Consider the following 19,079-nt stretch of genomic DNA (forward strand, 5'->3'; position numbering starts at 1 on the left):
GCTCACTCCCGTGCGAATGCTTCTGGTCCACCCGTCCCCCGTTTTTTATCGTATTGTCCCCGAGGAGATGCGTCAGGTGCAAGGAATCGCGATACGAGGGGTGAAGACGGGACAGGAAGCCATAGATTTGGCTAAACTTTGGACCCCAGAATGGTTCGTTATTTCGATAAGACTTCAGGACATGTCATGGCAGGACCTGGTGACGCAAGTGCAAAACCAGTACGATAAGGCAAGTATTGCTATAATGGGACAGCGGAATCATGAGGTGCCGATCAATTTGCCGTGGATTGATCAGGACCGGATGGTTTCGAGAGACCTCAGGAGATTAGTGGGATTGTAACCGATGGGACGGACCTGGGCATAGGATTCCTAACGGACAGTCATACTTTGCATTGAAACAATCTCAGAGACTTGTTCGTTACAGTGGTGGAATTTCGTGCGTGAATAACCTAGGAGGGATAGGGTTGGATGAAAGACCGTCCGAAGAGCAAACCCGACGGCGCTGGCGATTTCGTTGGTCGCGTATTTTGGTTCTTGCGGTTGTCGTGGGCCTCATTATCCCTATCTTAGGCTTTGGGATTGGATACTTACAAATTCGTGCAGATGCGCGGGCTCTCAAGGCGGACTATCATGCTCACAAATATGGGCTGGTGGCATCGGATGTTAAAAAGCTAGGCGGGACATTGGGCGCCATGCATAGCGAAGCGGTCTTGCTGGGATGGACTGATGTACTACCCTATGTGCGTGGATATTACTTAAATGTGATGGATTTATTGACTGCTGGTCACACAGACCTTCATGTGCTGGGGCAGGCATTAGCTCCGGTAATGCAAGCAGCCGATGCCCCCAATGCGCACACTACGGCGCATAAAGAGGCGGTTGCAGCAGCCGTCTCTGAAGCAGGAGACACGATGAGCCGGCTAGAGCCACAGATGGCTCTGGCGAATGAAGCCATACAACGCCTCAATGCCAATCGCATTCCCGGAGTCTTGGTTCATAAGGGCGTTGACGTGTCCGCAATTAAATCGATCAGCAGCACATTATTGGCGGCGATGCCTTTAATGACCGGGCCACATCCCATCATAGCGTCGCTCCTCGGATTTCCCAGCACCTCACGCTATTTGCTCATCTTTCAGAATAGCGGTGAATTACGGTCCACAGGGGGATTTATGACGGCGTATGCATACGTGCCCTTTAAAGATGGACGGCTCGAAAAGATTACCTCACAGAACATCGAAACTTTGGATCAAGCCGTTACGTACCATCCTCCAGCACCCGCCATCATCGGCGCCTACTTGCCAGTTAAGTATTGGCATCTCCGCGATGCAAACACCTCCCCAGACGTGCCGCAAACCGTGAAGAACATTTATATGTTTTATCGGTCTATTCCTCATGCACCGAAGGTGAATGGCGTGGTCTTTATTGATACCTGGCTAGTGGACGATTTAATAGCCGATGTGGGAGGACTCAATGTTCCCACGGTTCGTGGGAAAACGGTGCATTTGACTGCAGAAAATGCCAATTACGAAATGGAATACATGGCGGAAGGGATGGGGCTCCCGGCGAATCTTCGTAAGCTCTTTATTGGTACCATGATGAAGGAACTGATGCATGATGTATTTCATAGCCATGTCACCGAATTGATGAAGGTGGCGGCGACGTTTCGTAGTGGATTGGATGATAAGAATGTTTTACTATACTTCAATAATACCCGTGCAGAAACCTATGCTGCTCGTTTAGGGTGGGGTGGGATTGTGCCAAAGCATGTCAAGGGCAATTATGTGCAAGTGGTTGATGAAAATTTGCTCGGGCATAAGGACAATTATTACGTGCGGGAATCCTATGATGTGACTGTGAAGACCATTAATGGCCGCAACCAAGAGACTGTTACCATTCATTGGGTGGACCCTGCAATTGTGAATTGGTGGCTCACGGTACCATATCATTCTTGGGTCCGGGTATACGCTCCTATCGGATCGTCCTTTATTTCGATGACAGGGGTCGATAGCTATGTTGATGATAACGCCAATACCACCTTAAATAAGCAGGTCTTTGGCGGACACGTCGACCTCCCTGGACGCATGACCAAGTCTCAACCTGTCTCGAAGGGGACGGTGGTTACGAAGTTTTGGCTCCCAAAGCGGACCAACATCGACCGCATCTATATTCAGAAACAACCAGGCATGCTTCCAGAACCGGTGACGGTTACCGTGAATGGTGTGACCCGTCACATTACGATTAATTCGAATGCCTGGCTGACCTTCGGAGGATAGTCTCAAGTGTCAATTGTGAATGTGGGGATCGACATGGACCAATACGAGGTGTTCGCTGTCATGCCATCTGACATACAAGAGTTCTGGCAGGCGATCGATGCCGTTGCGCCTACGTATTTGGTGGGAGGCGCGGTGCGTGATCTCTTGCGTCATGAAGTTCCTCACGATTGGGACTTTGCCACGGCATTGTCACCTGAGGCCATCGTCGCCTTGGGCGACCGAGCCGGCTATCGAGTGCTACCAACAGGCCTAAGATTTGGAACCGTAACAGTGGTCGTGGGGACATGGGCCATTGAGGTCACAACCTTTCGACGAGAGGGGCGATATCTCGACCGCCGCCGTCCTGCCGAGGTCACGTTTGTTCCGTCGATTGAAGAAGATTTGCGTCGCCGCGATTTGACCATCAATGCCATGGCCATGGATGCTGGAGGGAACCTTTGCGACCCACTAGGAGGGGCCGACGATCTTCAGCATCATATCGTTCGGGCGGTGGGAGATCCACATCAACGGTTCGCGGAGGATCCCCTGCGCATGATGCGTGCAGTGAGGTTTCTGGGATTGGATCCACAGTTCCGTCTTGACGGGCCGACCCTGGATGCCATTATTAAGAATCAATCGCTGCTCGTCCAGGTCAGTTACGAACGACAAACCGATGAGATGAAAAAAATTCTCGTGACGCCCAGCTTTGCTCAGGCGATCGCGACATTGGATATGACCGGCCTTTTAAGTGCGATGTGGCCCGAATGGCAATGGACACGAAATTTTGAACAACGCAATTCTCAGCATCCCTTGCCTCTTCATCAGCATCTGTTGTTGGCTGCATCTTATGGGTCAACCCTTGTCTTGCGACTCGCTGGTCTACTGCATGATATCGCTAAACCGCACGATATCTCTGTCGACGAGAGGGGATTGGTTCATTATTATGAACACGACAGCCGTGGAGCTGAGATGGTCCGACAGATGTTAACACGCCACCGCTGGGACCATCGAACCGTCACACAAGTGGAGGAATTGGTCGCTTGGCATAGGTATGCGTGGGAGACCGCCAGCGACCTCGCGATTCGTCGCATGTTGCGTGAACACGGGTGGAATCGGGTGCAAGCGCTGTTGGAGTTAAGGCGTAATGACCGTAGCGCTATGAAGCAGGCGTGGGCGGAGGAGGCTATTGTGCGCAAACGTATTGACACCATATTCCACGAAGCGTCGCCTGATGACCGAAGGTTGCAAATCACTGGAGATGATGTGATGCGCATTTTGTCTCTTCCCCAAGGGAGAAAGGTAGGAGAGGTGCTAAGGGCTCTACAAGACTGGGTGGATGAGGATATGACGCGAAACCATCCGCAAATTTTGGTCGACTATGTATTGAATTTCGATCGACAGTAATCGTTCAACGCACTACATATGCGCTAAAAAAATGCTCGGACTGTCGGCGCCGTGATCCCCTCCGTTCGAGCACCGAGAAATTGTCGGACCTGCACGGAAGGTACCAATGGGACGAGCACTCGTCTGTAACTAAAACAGCGAATTCGGCGGTCACGATCTCTGAACATGGGCGGCCACTGGTCGGATTGGTCTCTCAAGAGGCTATTCTTAGGGGATAAGAGATGATCGCCCAAGCGGAGACAATCATCTGCCGGTGGAATCCAGAGAACGTACTGAAGATGGACCATGCCCATCGCCTGTTTCTGCCCTATTGGGGGTTGACGGCGCTATCGACATAGGACAGGTTTTCCGTCAGGGTTTGGCTCATTGCTTCGTCAAGTTTTCCGGTATAAGCATCTACGGCAACAAACCGGTCGTTCCCGCGTCGATGAAACAGCCCGACAAAAAACGGATGGTGGACCAAAGATACATTTTCTACGCTAAGGTTTTCCAAATTCGCTGACAAGCCCAACTCAATCAGTTTTTCTCGGTATCGCACCTTCGCACTATCGGTGGTGACCTCATGGAATTTCTTGAGAGTGCTGACAAAATTGGCGGCAATCGCCTTAGCTTTGGTTTTGGGAGGTATGACGGATTCCGCTTGCTCGCTTGTAATGGTCGGCGAAACCGACATGGTAATAAAGTGGGCATCATTGAGGGCATTATGCATGGCCCAGACAGGAGTAACCTTAACCGTAGGCTTGCGAAGGAATTCTTTGACGAGGGTAGATTGGTGTAGTTCCAAGAGGTGGAAGGGGATCCATATCAATTTCGCCCATACCTCGTCTTCACGACCTAACCCCAGCAATCCACGAGTTTCACCATCGATAATCGCCCGCATTGACGGTTCTGACGCCCGCGCCTCGCTGATGACATCAATACTATAGCGGTTATTGGTGGGCATGTTGAGTTCAGCCAAGGCGACGGATCCCAACCGTTGTATTAACTCATCAGGACCCCAAAGCTCGATTTTTTCTTGGATAGCGGTCTTCTCAGCGCCACTTCGCCATCCTTGTAAGGCTACGATAATGCCCTTATTGATTCCTGTATCGGAAATTACCATGGACAGCTTGGACACCACATCTTTTTCTATTGGCTCCGCCCATGCTTTACACTCCAGTGCTAGAACAAATTCCGTGATGCCGTCTGATTTCTTGGCCAACACGTCAATTTCGTGACGAGCGCCCGATCTTCCCTCCAGTCGAACGTTGGTGTCCACGTCGTAACCATTTAGTCGAAAATACGTGGCCATCTGCTGCTCTAGGTTTGCCCCTTTGGCGGATGATAAGTTGTCCATGATATCCTGCTTTCTCTGGTATAACCGATAACGAATTGGGGTAGATAAATGCCGTTCAAGGAGTATACGCTCGTTCCCAATACGCCTCTCAGTACTGTCTCCATTGATTATAACGAATTAATCCGGTACTTTGGCTATCCAATGTAGATTACATACTGGAGTTCCCGGTGGCCAAGATATGATAGATTAGACGCGCGACACCAGTCGCTAGAAGAACGAACATGGGAATCCATATTTCTTGAACTCTCAAAGTGACATTGAAAAGAAAAAACCTACTCAGCCATGTGCTGTGTAAGGTTGAAATGGTGGGCACGGGTGGTATCGAACCACCGACCTCTTGAATGTGAATCAAGCGCTCTACCACTGAGCTACGCGCCCGCGTTATGGATTTTTACTCTACGGTTGGTGGGCCCAGCAGGATTCGAACCTACGACCAACCGGTTATGAGCCGGCAGCTCTACCGCTGAGCTATGGGCCCCAGCACTGTCGCGGCATAAAAATGGCTCCCCGAGCAGGACTCGAACCTGCAACCACCCGGTTAACAGCCGGGTGCTCTACCAATTGAGCTATCGAGGAATGTCACCGACGAAGAATATGGTATCACGCGTGAGTAATCCTCGTCAAGTCAAAAGGGCAGGATATTACTGAGGAAAATTCTTGTTTTGAGGTCGATTTAGCGGAGGAGTTTTAAAGGGGCCTGTCGAATTTTGAGTACCAATGGATCAGGAGGCGAGTTATGGCAGGACTAGTTAAGGTAATTACAGGTGAAATGTTTTCCGGTAAGTCCCAGGAACTCGCTCGACTTATTCGCGAAAGCTTGCAGCAGGGAATGCGTGTTCAAGTGTTTTATCCGCGCAGCGCCTCTCGTGGTAGCGACCGGGATATCGAGCACCGTCTTCCGGCTTGGCACCCTCAACTGAGTACCCACGCGGTGCCGGATGGAAGCGCTCGATGGATGCAGACCACAGTATTGCCCAATACTTCAGTTGTGGCCATTGATGAAGCTCAGTTTTTCAGTCCGGACATTGTCGATGTGGTCAAAGGATTCCGACGACAGGGGAAACTTGTTCTCGTGGGCGGCCTCGATCAAGACTATTTGGAGAATCCATTTGGTCGCATGGGAGATTTGATGTGTATCGCCAACGACGTGGTGAAATTTCATGCATTTTGCGCCCGCTGTCAACATGCCGATGCTTTTATCTCTCATCGAGTGAGTAGCGAGGTGGGGCAAGTCGTCATTGGTGAGACTAATTACATACCGTTATGCGAAGATTGTTACGTATTGCTGAATCGACAGGAGGTTCGGATATTCGCCGACTAGAACCCCGGTTAGAACTGATTCGACGATGGTGTGGATCATATTCGGTCATTGCCGATGTTGGTGCGCACCATGGTCATTTGATAAGACAGTTGCAATCGTCGGATCGTCGCCTATATGCCACTGAACTGACATTCAAAGGATATCAGGAACTTGCCGAGCGAACGGCGGGTTGTGCAGTGACGACGCTAAGAGGCGATGGAATAGTTCCGCTCACTGGCATCGCGGACTTACAGTGCATCGTCATTTCCGGCATGGGTTATGACACAATTTTAGGGATTTTAGAGCGCCATTCTCAATTAATTAGTGCTCCTCAAGTGATTGTACAGCCCGCTCAAGGCGGCCACCTCATGCATCGAGCGATTTGTCAAAATCGCTGGACCATGCTTCGCGCTGAACTGGTTGTGTATCGGTCGCGGTTTTATCCTACCTGGCTTTTGGATCTTCAAATGAAAACGGCGGGTGCTGTAGACCCAGCGCTCGCGTACGTACCGATCGAGTTTCGCGGCCAAAAATATTATATAGATTGGCTCAAAGATTTGGATCGGCAACTCGATGGACCATTGAGATATAATAGGGACCCTAAGAAGGTCCAAGAACGAGAGTGGCTAAACCAGGAGATTAAGCAGTGGGGCCATACTTAATATGAGGTGAACGAATGCCCGAATTTCGTGTCTATACCGATGGTGCATGTCAAAATAACCAGTCTCCGGGTTTACAACGCGGTGGATGGGGCTGTGTTTTTGTCGATGGGCCGAGCTTTTCTGGATATGACCCTAAAACCACCAATAATCGCATGGAACTGCAAGCGGCCATTGAAGCGCTTAAGCATACGCCTCCCGGTTCGACAGTAGCTTTGCATAGTGATTCAGCCTATGTGCTGAATGCATTTTTGCAAAACTGGTTTCAAGGGTGGGAGAAGCGGGGATGGAAAAATGCAAAAGGCCAACCGGTCGAAAACCAAGATTTGTGGCGGGAATTGCGCGCATTGGCAGAGCAGCGTCACGTGACCTGGATTAAGGTCAAAGGGCATGCAGGTGACAAATACAACGAGATTGCCGATCGCCTAGCGGTCGATGCCATCACAAATGCCAACAGTGGTGGATCGCACTAGATTTAGAGGAATGTGGACGTGAGGCTGTCGTTCAAACGTGGTATACTAGGTATCCGGATTACAAGTTAGCCAGACGATCGCGGGCAACGGGCCGAAAGGTGTTGCTTGAGGAAAGTCCGAGCTGCATAGAGCAGGGTGCTGGATAACGTCCAGTGGGGGAAACCCTAAGGAAAGTGCCACAGAAAACAAACCGCCTCGTCAGAGGTAAGGATGAAACGGTGCGGTAAGAGCGCACCAGAGGCCAGGTAACTGGTCTGCTTGGTAAACCCCACCCGCAGCAAGACCGAATAGGGGAAGGTTGAGGCTGCTCGCTGACTTCCCGGGTAGGTCGCTTGAGGTATTCGGCAACGAATATCCTAGATAAATGATCGTCCACGACAGAACTCGGCTTATGGCATACTTGTAACCAGGAAATAACTAGCTTCTGCTTTGCGGAAGCTAGTTTTCTGCTGTCAGGGGTGGCAATGTGTTGCGAAACAATAGGTGTGGGGAACTATATGCCTAAGCCATGTTCAACCCAGCTCGGACCTAAGGCCAGCCGTTGGGGAAGATTTCGTGGTTCTTGGTGCATGATATCGGAGAGGGTAATACTCGCCATGCTGACATCCAAACACATTTCTAGGGCCTGCCAGGTCGCGGGGCTGACGCACTCGCCGCAAGCACGGGACGGACAGTCGCAGAATGTCATTGGCCCTTGAAGAGCCCGGGTGATATCGATGAGGGTGATATCTTGGGCTACGCGACCCAGTAAGTATCCTCCATGAGGGCCCCGTAAGCTACGCACTAAGCGTGCACGGCGCAATGGGAGCAACAATTGCTCGAGATATTTTTCAGATTGGTGCAGTTCACTCGCCATATCGCGCACCGTGCGCGGTTGGCTGCCTGCCTCGGACAAAATCGCTAACATTTTGAGTCCAATTTTTAGGGAGGTCTTCAATCCGTTCACGGCATCACCTCCGTAAAGAGTGCGGTGGACAAGTATCGCTCGGCATGGTCGGGAAGAATGACCACTGCGAGCCCGGACTTGCCCATCTCGGGCAGGGCCTGGCGAGCGCCTTCGATGCTCGCCCCGCTGGAAATCCCGACGGCCAATCCTTCTTGGCGCATGATCGTCTGAGCGGCTTTAATGGCGGAAGCGTCGGAAACAGCGATGAGGCGGTCGTAAATGGATTGGTCCAGAACCTTAGGAATAAAGCCTGCCCCAATACCCTGAATGCGATGGGGTCCAGCGCTGCCACCACTTAGCACCGGCGACTCTTGCGGCTCGACGGCCACCACCTTGATAGCATTGCTTTGCTCTTTCAGAAATCGGCCAGTACCCGTGATCGTTCCGCCGGTGCCGACCCCCGCAATAAACGCATTAATTTGGCCATCCGTGTCGGCCCAAATTTCCGGCCCGGTAGTCTCGTAGTGCGCAGCAGCATTGGCTGGGTTATCAAATTGTTGCAAGATGACCGCGCCTGGGGTGGTGAGGCGCACTTCTTCAGCACGCCTGACGGCTCCACTCATACCGTCTACTCCTGGGGTCAGGATGACCTCAGCTCCAAGACCGCGCATCAGGGTGCGCCGTTCAATACTGGCGGTTTCCGGCATGGTCACGATTGCGCGGTAACCGCGAGTGACTGCGACCCATGCTAGGCCAATGCCGGTATTTCCGGAAGTGGGCTCAATAATTGTACCCCCAGGCTGCAGAGTTCCGTCTTTTTCGGCGGATCGGATCATGGACCAGGCAATACGGTCTTTAATGCTGCCGCCAGGATTTTTAGCTTCCCACTTTCCGTAGACGTTCCATCCGGTCTCATCAGATAATCGTTGCAAGCGAATAAGTGGCGTGTGTCCAATCGCATCGATTAACGATTCATAACGCATGAGTTGAATGACCTCCTATACGACTACGATAAGAAAAACATGAATAGCCCTTACGGTAGACAGCCCGTCTTCATTCGTGATGCGCTCAGGTATTCATATCATGTTAATAGGAATTATCTTCATCCTCTGAGATATTGTCAACATTGCATTCCTTACCAACCTAAGTCTCCCCCTTCCCAGCGCAGATGACCTGTGGCCATGGGGACGTTGGGACATAGTTTCTGGGCGATGGCGGTGAATCGTTTGGCGTTTCCAGTTGTCCATGCTTGTACCGCCGGAGCCAATGATAACGAACCGGCGGGCTTTACGAAAGGCGCAATTTGCGTAGCAATTTCTTCTCCAGGGTCGACGATGGCGGCCTTTTGCTGAACAATTCGATTGAACACCTCACGCATATGTGGGAAGTGGGTGCAGCCGAGAATAATGGTATCGACTGTAGAGGATAATATCGAGGAAAGACAGTCGCGCACTTCGCGCTCCACCCGGCGACCCTCAATATTGCCATTTTCAACCATGGTGACTAAAATTGGGCAGGGCTTCGCTAATACCTGAACTCCGGGATTTAATGCCCGCAGGTGTCGGGGATAAATCTCTGAACGCCATGTGGCTTCTGTCGACAGTACCGCAATTTCATGGTTTTTGGTCACTTCGAGCGCCTTTTGCACCGCCGGATCAATCACGCCGATAATGGGAATTGGAAATGCCCTTTGGGCATCCTTGAGTGCTGCCGCTGTGGCGGTATTGCAGGCAATGACGACCGCTTGTGCGTGGTGTGCCATAAAGAATTTCATAAACTCCATAAACCAGCGTCGTACATCGGTAAGGGACTTTTCTCCATAGGGGAAATGAGCGGAATCTGCCGCGTAGAGAAAGGACGCGTGTGGCAGTTGTGCGACTAAGTGACGCAACACGGTGAGACCGCCTTCGCCCGAGTCGAATACGGCTATCGGACCTTCGGTATTCATGAGCATCGCCTCTATAGTTTAGATTCGGATCGAGTTTCGTTGTAAGAGGGCGGTTTTCATTCGCTCCATGGCTTCCTTGAGCCGCGAGGTTTCGCAGGTCAACGAGATTCTGAGCCACCCTTCGCCGCTGGACCCATAGGATGCCCCTGGGGTGACCACGACATGAGCACTTTCTACAAAAAACCGGCTGGCGTCAGCTGATGTCAGGGAAAAGGGGGTGGGGAACCACATGTAGAATGTGGAGAGCGGGGCGGGGATTCCTAGCCCCATTTCGTCCAATGCTTGGGCGACAATGTTGCGGCGGTCTTCATAAAGGCGACTTTGCTCTTGAAAAAATGGCAGAGGATGTTGTTCGAGGGCGACAATTCCGGCATCTTGTACTGCGGTAAAGATGCCCGAATCGAGATTACTCTTTAGCGTTCCGAGCGCGTTGACGGCCATGGGGTTCCCTACAGCAGCGGCAATGCGCCATCCTGTCATGTTGAACGGTTTCGAGAGGGAATAGAACTCAATCGCAATCTCTTTCGCTCCTGGGACTTCTAGAACGCTCGGTGCGCGATAGCCGTCATAACCAATTTCGGCGTAAGCCAGGTCGCTGCACAAAAGAATGTCATTGTCCTTGCAAAACTGGACCACATCGGCAAAAAAACTTAAGTCAGCCACCGCACCGGTGGGATTATTAGGGTAGTTCACCCAGAGCATGGTCGCCCGTTTGCGGATGTCTTCCGGAATTATGGACAAGTCAGGAAGAAAGCGATTGTGCGCTGATAGAGGAATTTCATAAACTTCGGCACCGGCTAAAAGGGCTTGGGTGGCGTAAACTGGATAACTGGGTGACGGCACCAACACCACATCTCCCGGACCGGCCATGGCCCAAGTTAGGTGAGCGATGCCCTCTTTAGAGCCGATCAGTCCGACCGTTTCGGTTAGAGGATTAAGATTTACTTGAAACCGCTTTTCATACCATTCAGAGACGGCGCGGCGAAATTCAAGAGAGCCTAAATAGTTGGGATAACGATGGTTTTTCGCTTGATCGGCCGCGTTTTTAAGCGCATTTACAATGTGAGACGGAGTCGGTTGGTCAGGGTCTCCGATACCAAGATTAATGATGTCATGTCCAAGTGATTTTTGCTGGGCGATAATGCGGTCAAGTTCGAGAAATAGGTAGGGTGGAACTTTTTCCATTCGTGAAGCCAATTTCATAAATGCTCGCTCCTTCTCTAGTATCTCGTCCTGTATGGTATGCAGGAGATACTACAAAGGGTACACGATTACCGCTCGACAAGGCAACGATTACCGGCGCCGTAGAGTAAAATCACTCGAATACGGGGCTCGAAAGTAAAGTATTATCGTGTAAAAGAAATAGGATGACCATCATGAGAGCACGCCTCTATAAGAACGCGGGCTGAGGGCGGGCACGAAGAATAAACACAAATAAGACGCCACCTGACTACGATCGCAGCACGCCGAATACGGGGATCACCGTCGGCATAACCGCAAAACACACAATCACCCGATCTTGCTTGAGGTTAGTGGTTCAAGAAAGACAGGGTGACCGTTACGTTTGCGGTGCGAAGATCCAATGGTTTGCCCAATTGTGTAGCGCTTGCATTACCGGCGCCAGATCACGACCCTTTTCTGTCAGGGAATACTCGACCCGGACTGGCGTGTCAGGATAAACGTGCCGATTTACGATGCCCTCGGCTTCAAGCTCTTTTAGTCGCTCAGCCAGCATGCGGTCGCTGACTTGTGGGATGGCTTGAGCGATTTCAGAGAATCGTTGCGGCTCTTGCAATAGTACCTCAATAATAAGTCCCGTCCATCGTTTGCCAATGATCCCGACGGCTGACTCAAAGCGTGGACACATGTCAAATTCTTTCATGGTTCGAGGCCTCCTTTCCCATAGAGTGAAATGCATAACAACATTATAACCCGAGGCACTTGACAAATGAAGTGCTATTACAGTATTTACGAAACAATAGCTTATTATTAAAGTATATTCATAGAGGAACGCTCTCAACGATATTGAAGCTTGACTCTCGGCGAGTCCTCTCGCGCCAAAATTTATGGCAGGTGGATGCCTGGACGGAGAGCGTACCAGAATATATAGAGGGGACACTGTGAGTGGAAGAGTGTTGCGGTTAAAACATGGGCGGAAATTTTTGTGCTCGGGTAGAGATCGCCAACACGAGTTCAGAGTGCGACCATTTTTGGCGACCGTGGGCAAGAGCGAAGGCATTGTGTGGTGGGTCAACCTCACCGTTGGTGATAGGCAGTGAGAGGGCTTCGCGATGGAGGGATCCTTGAGGGGATAACCTCGGCACAAGGCGGTCACAGTTCGGAAATTATCTGAGAAAGAGGGATAAACATTGAGTAACGCGAAAATTGCCGTGATTTATTACAGTGCGACCGGTACCAACTATCAATTGGCATTAGCAGCGGAAAAAGCCGCCCGGGACGCGGGGGCTGAAGTACGTCTCCGCAAGGTCAAGGAATTGGCCCCATCTGAGGCGATTAAGAGTAATCCAGAGTGGACAGCGCATCACGAGGCGACTCAGCACATTGAAGAGGCGTCATTAGACGATCTGGATTGGGCAGACGGACTGGTTTTTAGCGTGCCTACTCGATTTGGCAATATGGCCGCCCAAATGAAGCAGTTTCTTGATACGGCAGGCCCACTGTGGGGACAAGGAAAGTTGACCAATAAGACGGTAACGGCGATGAGTTCGGCGCAAAATCCCCATGGAGGGCAAGAAGCTACGATTCTTTCGTTATATACCACGATGTATCACTGGGGAACCATTGTGGTGGCGCCGGGCTATACCGATCCGGTGTTATTTGCGGCTGGCGGTAATCCGTATGGCACGTCAGTGACGGCAAGCCAGGGAAACATATCTGAAGAAAGTCGCAAGGCGGTTGAGCATCAAGTGAAGAGGCTGGTCGAAATCACAAAGAAAATTATCGGTTAAACAGATCCATGATGTCTAAGAGGCGCCCTATGAGGCGCCTCTTAGACATCAAAAGAATTCGGGAATCCACCAACGTAAGTGACAGACACAGTCATTTTCGCACCGTCCACAGCCCGTGCAAAAGTGATCGGTGCACAGTGGGCCGTGACAGTCGCTACATTCTCCTACAGGCGGATTTCCGCAGCGGCAGTTCGCCTGCGCCTCCATCGAACCCCCTCCTTTTGACGGTAGGATTACCCAAGGGAGGGGATTTATGCATAAAGCTTATTTGAGAGAAGCGATGGTTGCGGGATCGACATTGCCGCCAGAAATTAACGCTACCACCCGCTGCCCCGGAAAGGCTTCTCTTCCGTGGGATAGCGCATAAGCGGCACTTACCGCCCCCGAGGGCTCTACGACCAACTTTAAGCGTGCATAGAGTAGCCAAAATGCCTTACGAATTTCTTCGTCGCTGACGGTGACGAGTTCATCTACGTATTGCTCAATAATCGGATAGGTGAGATTGCCTAAAGCGAGTGAAATCAGGCCGTCTGCGATACTGTCGGTGGATTCGAGTTCCACCAATACCCCGTTTTGTCGCGAAAGAAAGGCTTTGGCGGCACCATTGGGTTCCACCCCAATCACCTTGACTCGTGGCTGACTTTCCTTGATGGCTGTGGCGATTCCCGAGATGAGGCCACCTCCACCAATCGGTACGAGTACCACGTCCACCTCAGGCCACTCCGAGACAATTTCAAGACCAATGGTTCCTTGCCCTGCCATGATTAAAGGATCATCATACGGTGGAATGTACGCATATCCCTGGTTTTGGGCAATCAACTGGGCACGCTCCAGTCGCTCGCGACTACGAGTTCCACACATTTCTACTGTGGCTCCAAAGTCACGTGCTGCGGCGACTTTAATGGATGGGGCAATGGTGGGTACCACAATATGGGCAGGAATTTTGAAGTATCGACTTGCCCATGCCACCGCTTGCCCATGATTCCCTGAGGAGGCGGTTACTACGCCAGCGGGAGCGCGATGCATCAGATGATGAATCTTATTAAATGCTCCCCGAATTTTGAAGGACCCGGTAATTTGGAGATTTTCCGGTTTAAACGCTAATTGACACCCTGCCAATGTGGAAAGCGATGTGCTCGTGACCAGAGGCGTGGAGTGAATGACTGTCGATAGCGTATCACGGGCCTCGGTGATCGAGGCTAGGGTCGGTCGGCTCATGGATTCAATATCCACCACAGGGGATGGTCATTGGCCGGCCGTTCCTTCAAGAGATCCTCCAAGCGATGATGCTCTTTGTGCACTTTTTTCACTAATCCTACCGTAAAGGCCCGCGTATCATATTCGACTTTTTTACAGTGGTAGAATTCTGCGGTCTTCTTAATAAATTGAACGAGGTTCGGGCCCGCTTCCTTCCAATCCTCATCACTAAGAAAATACCAATATTGGCCCTTCCACATCGCCAGACGCACGGTAAATTTCTCGAGCCATTCCACCGTTTGGGACCGTTCCCCTAACGAAAATTCCTCAAGATAGGTAGTGAGCTGTCGGGCATCTTTTTGGTTAGGATTCCAAAATACCAAATCGACCCAAAGGCTGGCGGTGCCGTGTGACAACGGTGGTTTATCATCATGAATATGTTGCATCATGTAGTGCCTCCCATTTATGTTGATTTTACGAGACTGGATCCTTGCGTGTTCTTAACGATATTGTAGACTTTGCCGTGACTTTCGAAAATGGGGGTACGCTTTCGGTGAGCCAGACATTACCGCCAATAATGGAATCATGGCCAACGCACGTCTCGCCTCCTAGAATTGTGGCTTCTGAATAGATGACCACATCGTGTTCAATGGTTGGATGGCGTTTACTGCCGCGAATGATGCGCCCTGACTGATCGTGCGGGAAGTTAAGGGCTCCCAGCGTGACCCCTTGATAGAGGGTGACCTGGTCACCAATTTCGGTCGTCTCTCCAATGACGACGCCGGTTCCATGGTCAATGAAAAAGTGCAAGCCAATTTGAGCGCCGGGGTGGATGTCAATACCGGTATCACTATGGGCAATTTCGGTCATCATGCGCGGCAAGAGGGGGACATTCAACAGAAAAAGCTGATGAGCCAAACGATAGACCAAGGTGGCGTAGAATCCCGGATAGGTGCTAATAATCTCGGTGACGCCGCGCGCGGCAGGATCACCCGCAAACGCTGCATCAGCATCGGTGAGCGCGTCCTTTTGGAGGTCTGGTAGGGCTAAGAAGAATCTCCGCGCCACCTGGGCTGCCTCTTCTAGTCCGGGACACGGTAGCGGTTCCACACAGTCATGCTGGCTGGCACGATGGATGAGGCCAGTTAGCGTCCACAACAGTTGACCGATGGTCTCAACCGGGCGAATATCTGAGGCTTTGGAGACCGACGTGCAATGCGGAAATAAGACGCCTTGCAGGTCGTTTAGGAACTCGACTAGTGGGATTCTGCTGAGAGGTCGGCTAATACGCTCCCAATTGGCTACTCGGCCTTCACCTTCATATAGGGCATTCACCAAATGATTCATTTCACGGGCGCTCATTGCAATGTCAGGCATCGACGTCTCCTAGGTAGCTCCACAGCGTGGCAACGGTTTGTGCCCCGCGATAAAAATTGTCCAAATGAAAATGCTCATTTGGGGCATGGAAATTTTCCGTGGGCAGGGCAAATCCTAACAACAGGGTCGGGATATGCAGTATTTCTTGAAAATCTACCACCACCGGGATGGATCCACCCATACGGATGTAGTTTGCGGATTTTTGGTAGATGTCGCGAATCGCAGTTTCAGCGGCCTTAACCGCGGGGTGGTTGATGGGGGTAATGGATCCTGGTGCTCCCTCGCCGCGTCGGATAGTTAACCGCACTCCCTTGGGCAGGTGAGAGTGTAAATGGGATTCGATTGCGTCAAGCACCTGCACCGGGTCTTGATGAGGAACTAAACGACAGGTAATTTTGGCATGCGCCGTGGCAGGAATAATCGTCTTTTGACCCTCACCCGTAAACCCGGACCACATGCCATTGACTTCTAACGTTGGGCGCGCCCAGATGCGCTCTAAGACCGTATAGCCTTCTTCTCCGTAGAGCGCTGGAACACCCGTTTGTTCTCGATAGGTGTCCATATCAAAGGGGAGTGCCTGAAAGGCATGACGCTCTTGATCGGTCAGTGTCTCCACATTATCGTAAAACCCTTTGACAGCCACCTTGCCATTGGGGTGATGAAGCGAGTGAATCAAGTTAGCCAGGGCATGGGCCGGATTTTTCACCGCACCGCCGTATACACCCGAATGCAGATCTTGAAAAGGGCCTGATACCGTGAGTTCTAAGGATGCTAGACCACGAAGGCCATAACAAATGGCTGGGTAGTCTTCTTGATACATTGGGGTGTCTGAGATCACGGCTAAATCGGCTCGCAATTGACTCTGGTGCGTCTCTATGTACTGGCCTAAGTGGGTACTGCCGATCTCTTCTTCGCCTTCAAATAAGAATTTGAGGTTCACGGGGAGGCCACCGGTTTTTTGCCAGGCTTCCGCCGCGATTAACTGCATAAAGACTTGCCCCTTGTCATCACTCGCTCCTCGCGCATAGAGGATATTATTCTCTACCGTGGGCTCAAAGGGATGGTGATGCCATGACTCGAGCGGATCGACAGGCTGGACATCGTAATGTCCATACACTAACACCGTGGGGCGATCCGGTATGATAGTGCTTGATCCAATCACGACCGGATTTCCGTCGGTATCATCTAACTGGGCATTGGTAAATCCCGCTTGAATTAACCGATTGCGCAACCATGCTGCTGCTCGAACCACATCTCTCTTGTGCTCACTTAAAGCGGATACACTAGGGATTTCTAAAAACTCTTTGACATCATCTAATTGCGCTTCACGATGATCCGCAAGGTATGAAAGTGCCTTCCGGAGTTGCGGCGTTTGTGGCATAATGCGCGACCCCTCCTCTATCTCTCTCCCTATCATACCGAAAAACGAATTTCATGAAACAGTCTTTTTAGAGTGCGTTGGTGTCCATACCGAGTGTCTATGCATCACCTTGAGAACGGCTGCACCTCCCACTATACTGAAGCTAGCCTTTCAGCGAGAGTGAGGAATAGACGATGGAGTTGAATAATCAAGGCACGTTGATGCAGCAACTGGGGATCGAAATTACGCAAGTCACCCCAGAATTCGTGGTAGGGACCATGCCGGTCGACCATCGTACTCATCAACCGTACGGGATTTTGCATGGTGGAGCTTCGGTCGCTTTGGCGGAAACGATCGCGTCCGTCGGGACCATGATGCAAATCGACATGGAAAAGCAGATTGCTTTTGGACTAGAGATTAATGCCAATCACATTCGCTCCAAGACGGAGGGGGTGGTGACCGCCCGTGGTGTGCCGGTTCACCGTGGTCGTACCACCATGGTGTGGGATGTTCGCATTGTAGACGAAGACGACCGGCTCATCGCCATTTCGCGGTGTACCGTGGCCATTCGTGATCGCTAACTGCCCTTGATCCCCAAGATGGCTAACGCGATAAACAACAGAATGATCCCGAGGAGCACAATTTGACGTCGCCAGCGAATCGCCATGGGTCCCATCATGTACCGATCTCGGGCAATGAGGCCGAGAATGATGAGACTGACGGGCATCCATAAAGCGCCTAGCGCTTGCGCCCAGAGGGCCACACTGCCAATACCGAAGGGGAGAATAGTGGCTGCGATGGCCGCTATTCCTAAGGTGATGGCATGGAGGACAAAGAGGCCGCCGCGAGTCGGCATTTCATGACGTGGGTGCTCTCCGGGTGCCCATGATTCTCGTACCATCCAAGCAGAAGACAAAGAAATGGTACAGGCGGCCAGAAAACCGGCATTAAAAATGCCTAGTCCAAAGAGATCGCCGACTAAAGGGCTTTGACTACGTGCGAGCCACAGGAGAGGATTTCTTATCACCGAGCCGTGCCCGAGAGTCAGCGCCCCAATCATTAACACCACAGTCGCCATCAATCCCTGGGCGATGACGCCAATAAGAATGTCTTGTCGACCGGTTTTTAAAGTGCGGACATTGCCAGCCCACACGGCATTTTGTTGCCAATAGATCATCCACGGAGCCATGGCATTGCCAGCCATTGATAGCATTAGAAATCCAACCGCGGGCGAGTATGAGCCGCTGAAGGCTATGCGCCAGGTTTCTGGCGAGGGATGGAGCATCAGTGCCACTGGGATGAACACCAGATTGACGAGCGCGATGGCCAATAGCAGGCGTTCCACAGACTGGTATTGGCGCCAAGAGGTAATCGCCATGACAATCAGAAAGGACAAAATGACTGCGATTTTCCAGGGGATGCCGATCAGGCTTTCTCCCATCGCCATTCCCAAGAACTCTGTTACCAGGATGACCAGGTTCAGAAGGTGCAAAATCATGCCGTTAATACGAGAGATTGGCATACCAAATCGACGGCGAATCACCTGACTGTACGGAGCTTGAGTGGCAAAGGCGACGCGTAATGCCAACTCTTGCACTAGATACGTGATCGGAGCCATAAAGAGTAGCGCGCCAATAAACCAGCCCAAGTGATGAGCAGCACCCGTAACCAGATAAGATAGCATGCCGCCGGCATCGTTGTCGGCGGCAAGGCCTAGCACACCCGGCCCAATGGCGAAAAAAGCTATAAAGAGAGCGTTACGCCTAATTTTCTTTTCGGCCCTGACGGGTCTCGGATTCTGCACCGAATCGCCTCTTTGCCCTAAGATCGTCTTGTGTCTAGATTTTAACTGTTATCCACGATATGAATTTTAACGATGGCAGGTGAATGTCGTGAAAGTCGCGAACTCTACCTTAGA

General features: G+C 51.4%; 19 protein-coding genes, 3 tRNA genes and 1 other RNA gene. 9 read left to right on the plus strand and 14 right to left on the minus strand.

All coding sequences use genetic code 11. The features are described from left to right. The 3 genes from ACOJWD_RS10460 to ACOJWD_RS10470 form a co-directional block, all read left to right on the plus strand. On the plus strand, positions 1-340 hold a 340-nt coding region (locus tag ACOJWD_RS10460), incomplete at its 5' end, for a response regulator (protein WP_486993177.1). Between the two features lie 124 nt (positions 341-464). Further along, the gene (locus ACOJWD_RS10465) at positions 465-2,273 is read left to right on the plus strand and encodes a DUF4012 domain-containing protein (RefSeq protein ID WP_486993178.1); all 1,809 of its coding nucleotides are present in this window, start codon (positions 465-467) and stop codon (positions 2,271-2,273) included. A 6-nt stretch (positions 2,274-2,279) separates the two neighbouring features. After that, a complete protein-coding gene (locus ACOJWD_RS10470; RefSeq protein ID WP_486993179.1) occupies positions 2,280-3,656 on the plus strand; it encodes a CCA tRNA nucleotidyltransferase in 1,377 nt (458 codons plus the stop codon). Positions 3,657-3,963: 307 nt separating this feature from the next. Here the strand turns inward: ACOJWD_RS10470 and ACOJWD_RS10475 are convergent, their stop codons facing one another. From ACOJWD_RS10475 to ACOJWD_RS10490, 4 genes are all read right to left on the minus strand, one after another. Then, positions 3,964-4,992: a restriction endonuclease gene (locus tag ACOJWD_RS10475; RefSeq protein ID WP_486993180.1), complete on the minus strand. Its 1,029-nt coding sequence runs from the start codon at positions 4,990-4,992 to the stop codon at positions 3,964-3,966. A 303-nt stretch (positions 4,993-5,295) separates the two neighbouring features. Then, a tRNA-Val gene (locus ACOJWD_RS10480) sits at positions 5,296-5,370 on the minus strand. Positions 5,371-5,395: 25 nt separating this feature from the next. Then, positions 5,396-5,470: transfer RNA gene (locus ACOJWD_RS10485), tRNA-Ile, on the minus strand. A 22-nt stretch (positions 5,471-5,492) separates the two neighbouring features. Next, positions 5,493-5,568: transfer RNA gene (locus ACOJWD_RS10490), tRNA-Asn, on the minus strand. Between the two features lie 160 nt (positions 5,569-5,728). On the opposite strand from ACOJWD_RS10490, the gene ACOJWD_RS10495 reads away from it, so the two are divergent. The 4 genes from ACOJWD_RS10495 to rnpB all read left to right on the plus strand — a co-directional run bounded on the left by ACOJWD_RS10495 (position 5,729) and on the right by rnpB (position 7,831). Continuing rightward, the gene (locus ACOJWD_RS10495; protein WP_486993181.1) at positions 5,729-6,313 is read left to right on the plus strand and encodes a thymidine kinase; all 585 of its coding nucleotides are present in this window, start codon (positions 5,729-5,731) and stop codon (positions 6,311-6,313) included. Then, the gene (locus ACOJWD_RS10500) at positions 6,256-6,954 is read left to right on the plus strand and encodes a tRNA (adenine(22)-N(1))-methyltransferase TrmK (RefSeq protein WP_486993182.1); all 699 of its coding nucleotides are present in this window, start codon (positions 6,256-6,258) and stop codon (positions 6,952-6,954) included. The genes ACOJWD_RS10495 and ACOJWD_RS10500 overlap by 58 nt, the downstream gene beginning before the upstream one ends. A gap of 14 nt (positions 6,955-6,968) precedes the next feature. Further along, complete coding sequence (locus ACOJWD_RS10505) at positions 6,969-7,424, plus strand: ribonuclease H family protein (protein WP_486993183.1); 456 nt, start codon at positions 6,969-6,971, stop codon at positions 7,422-7,424. Positions 7,425-7,485: 61 nt separating this feature from the next. Next, positions 7,486-7,831, plus strand: an RNA gene (gene rnpB, locus ACOJWD_RS10510) — RNase P RNA component class A. Between the two features lie 86 nt (positions 7,832-7,917). On the opposite strand, the gene ACOJWD_RS10515 is transcribed toward rnpB, so the two are convergent. The 5 genes from ACOJWD_RS10515 to ACOJWD_RS10535 form a co-directional block, all read right to left on the minus strand. Next, the gene (locus ACOJWD_RS10515) at positions 7,918-8,370 is read right to left on the minus strand and encodes an RrF2 family transcriptional regulator (RefSeq protein ID WP_486993184.1); all 453 of its coding nucleotides are present in this window, start codon (positions 8,368-8,370) and stop codon (positions 7,918-7,920) included. Further along, positions 8,367-9,293 carry a cysteine synthase A gene (cysK, locus tag ACOJWD_RS10520; RefSeq protein WP_486993185.1) on the minus strand — a complete coding sequence of 309 codons (927 nt, stop codon included), beginning with the start codon at positions 9,291-9,293 and terminating at the stop codon, positions 8,367-8,369. Before cysK ends, ACOJWD_RS10515 begins: the two co-directional genes overlap by 4 nt. Before the next feature lie 152 nt (positions 9,294-9,445). Continuing rightward, the gene (murI, locus tag ACOJWD_RS10525; RefSeq protein ID WP_486993186.1) at positions 9,446-10,258 is read right to left on the minus strand and encodes a glutamate racemase; all 813 of its coding nucleotides are present in this window, start codon (positions 10,256-10,258) and stop codon (positions 9,446-9,448) included. Positions 10,259-10,276: 18 nt separating this feature from the next. Continuing rightward, entirely contained in the window at positions 10,277-11,461 is a 1,185-nt protein-coding gene (locus ACOJWD_RS10530; protein ID WP_486993187.1) for an LL-diaminopimelate aminotransferase, read from the minus strand. A 355-nt stretch (positions 11,462-11,816) separates the two neighbouring features. Beyond that, complete coding sequence (locus ACOJWD_RS10535) at positions 11,817-12,140, minus strand: winged helix-turn-helix transcriptional regulator (protein ID WP_486993188.1); 324 nt, start codon at positions 12,138-12,140, stop codon at positions 11,817-11,819. A 487-nt stretch (positions 12,141-12,627) separates the two neighbouring features. Here ACOJWD_RS10535 and wrbA point away from each other — a divergent pair, with 487 nt between their 5' ends. After that, positions 12,628-13,227, plus strand: coding sequence for an NAD(P)H:quinone oxidoreductase (gene wrbA / locus ACOJWD_RS10540; RefSeq protein ID WP_486993189.1), 600 nt, complete (start codon positions 12,628-12,630; stop codon positions 13,225-13,227). A 264-nt stretch (positions 13,228-13,491) separates the two neighbouring features. Here wrbA and ACOJWD_RS10545 read toward each other — a convergent pair whose 3' ends face one another. The 4 genes from ACOJWD_RS10545 to ACOJWD_RS10560 are packed head-to-tail and all read right to left on the minus strand — an operon-like array spanning position 13,492 to position 17,182. Continuing rightward, a complete protein-coding gene (locus ACOJWD_RS10545; RefSeq protein ID WP_486993190.1) occupies positions 13,492-14,445 on the minus strand; it encodes a threonine ammonia-lyase in 954 nt (317 codons plus the stop codon). After that, positions 14,442-14,873, minus strand: coding sequence for a hypothetical protein (locus tag ACOJWD_RS10550; protein ID WP_486993191.1), 432 nt, complete (start codon positions 14,871-14,873; stop codon positions 14,442-14,444). The genes ACOJWD_RS10545 and ACOJWD_RS10550 overlap by 4 nt, the downstream gene beginning before the upstream one ends. Positions 14,874-14,898: 25 nt before the next feature. Then, complete coding sequence (locus ACOJWD_RS10555; RefSeq protein ID WP_486993192.1) at positions 14,899-15,801, minus strand: serine O-acetyltransferase; 903 nt, start codon at positions 15,799-15,801, stop codon at positions 14,899-14,901. Then, the gene (locus ACOJWD_RS10560; protein ID WP_486993193.1) at positions 15,794-17,182 is read right to left on the minus strand and encodes a dipeptidase; all 1,389 of its coding nucleotides are present in this window, start codon (positions 17,180-17,182) and stop codon (positions 15,794-15,796) included. The genes ACOJWD_RS10555 and ACOJWD_RS10560 overlap by 8 nt, the downstream gene beginning before the upstream one ends. 173 nt (positions 17,183-17,355) lie before the next feature. Here ACOJWD_RS10560 and ACOJWD_RS10565 point away from each other — a divergent pair, with 173 nt between their 5' ends. Then, positions 17,356-17,742 (plus strand): hotdog fold thioesterase, encoded by a 387-nt coding sequence (locus ACOJWD_RS10565; protein ID WP_486993194.1) that lies wholly within the window; start codon positions 17,356-17,358, stop codon positions 17,740-17,742. Here the strand turns inward: ACOJWD_RS10565 and ACOJWD_RS10570 are convergent. Beyond that, on the minus strand, positions 17,739-18,965 hold the full coding sequence (locus tag ACOJWD_RS10570) for an NRAMP family divalent metal transporter (protein WP_486993195.1): 1,227 nt from the start codon (positions 18,963-18,965) through the stop codon (positions 17,739-17,741). The genes ACOJWD_RS10565 and ACOJWD_RS10570 overlap by 4 nt on opposite strands. Between the last annotated feature and the right edge of the window lie 114 nt (positions 18,966-19,079).

The sequence above is a fragment of the Sulfobacillus sp. TH-112 genome, from assembly GCF_057473405.1.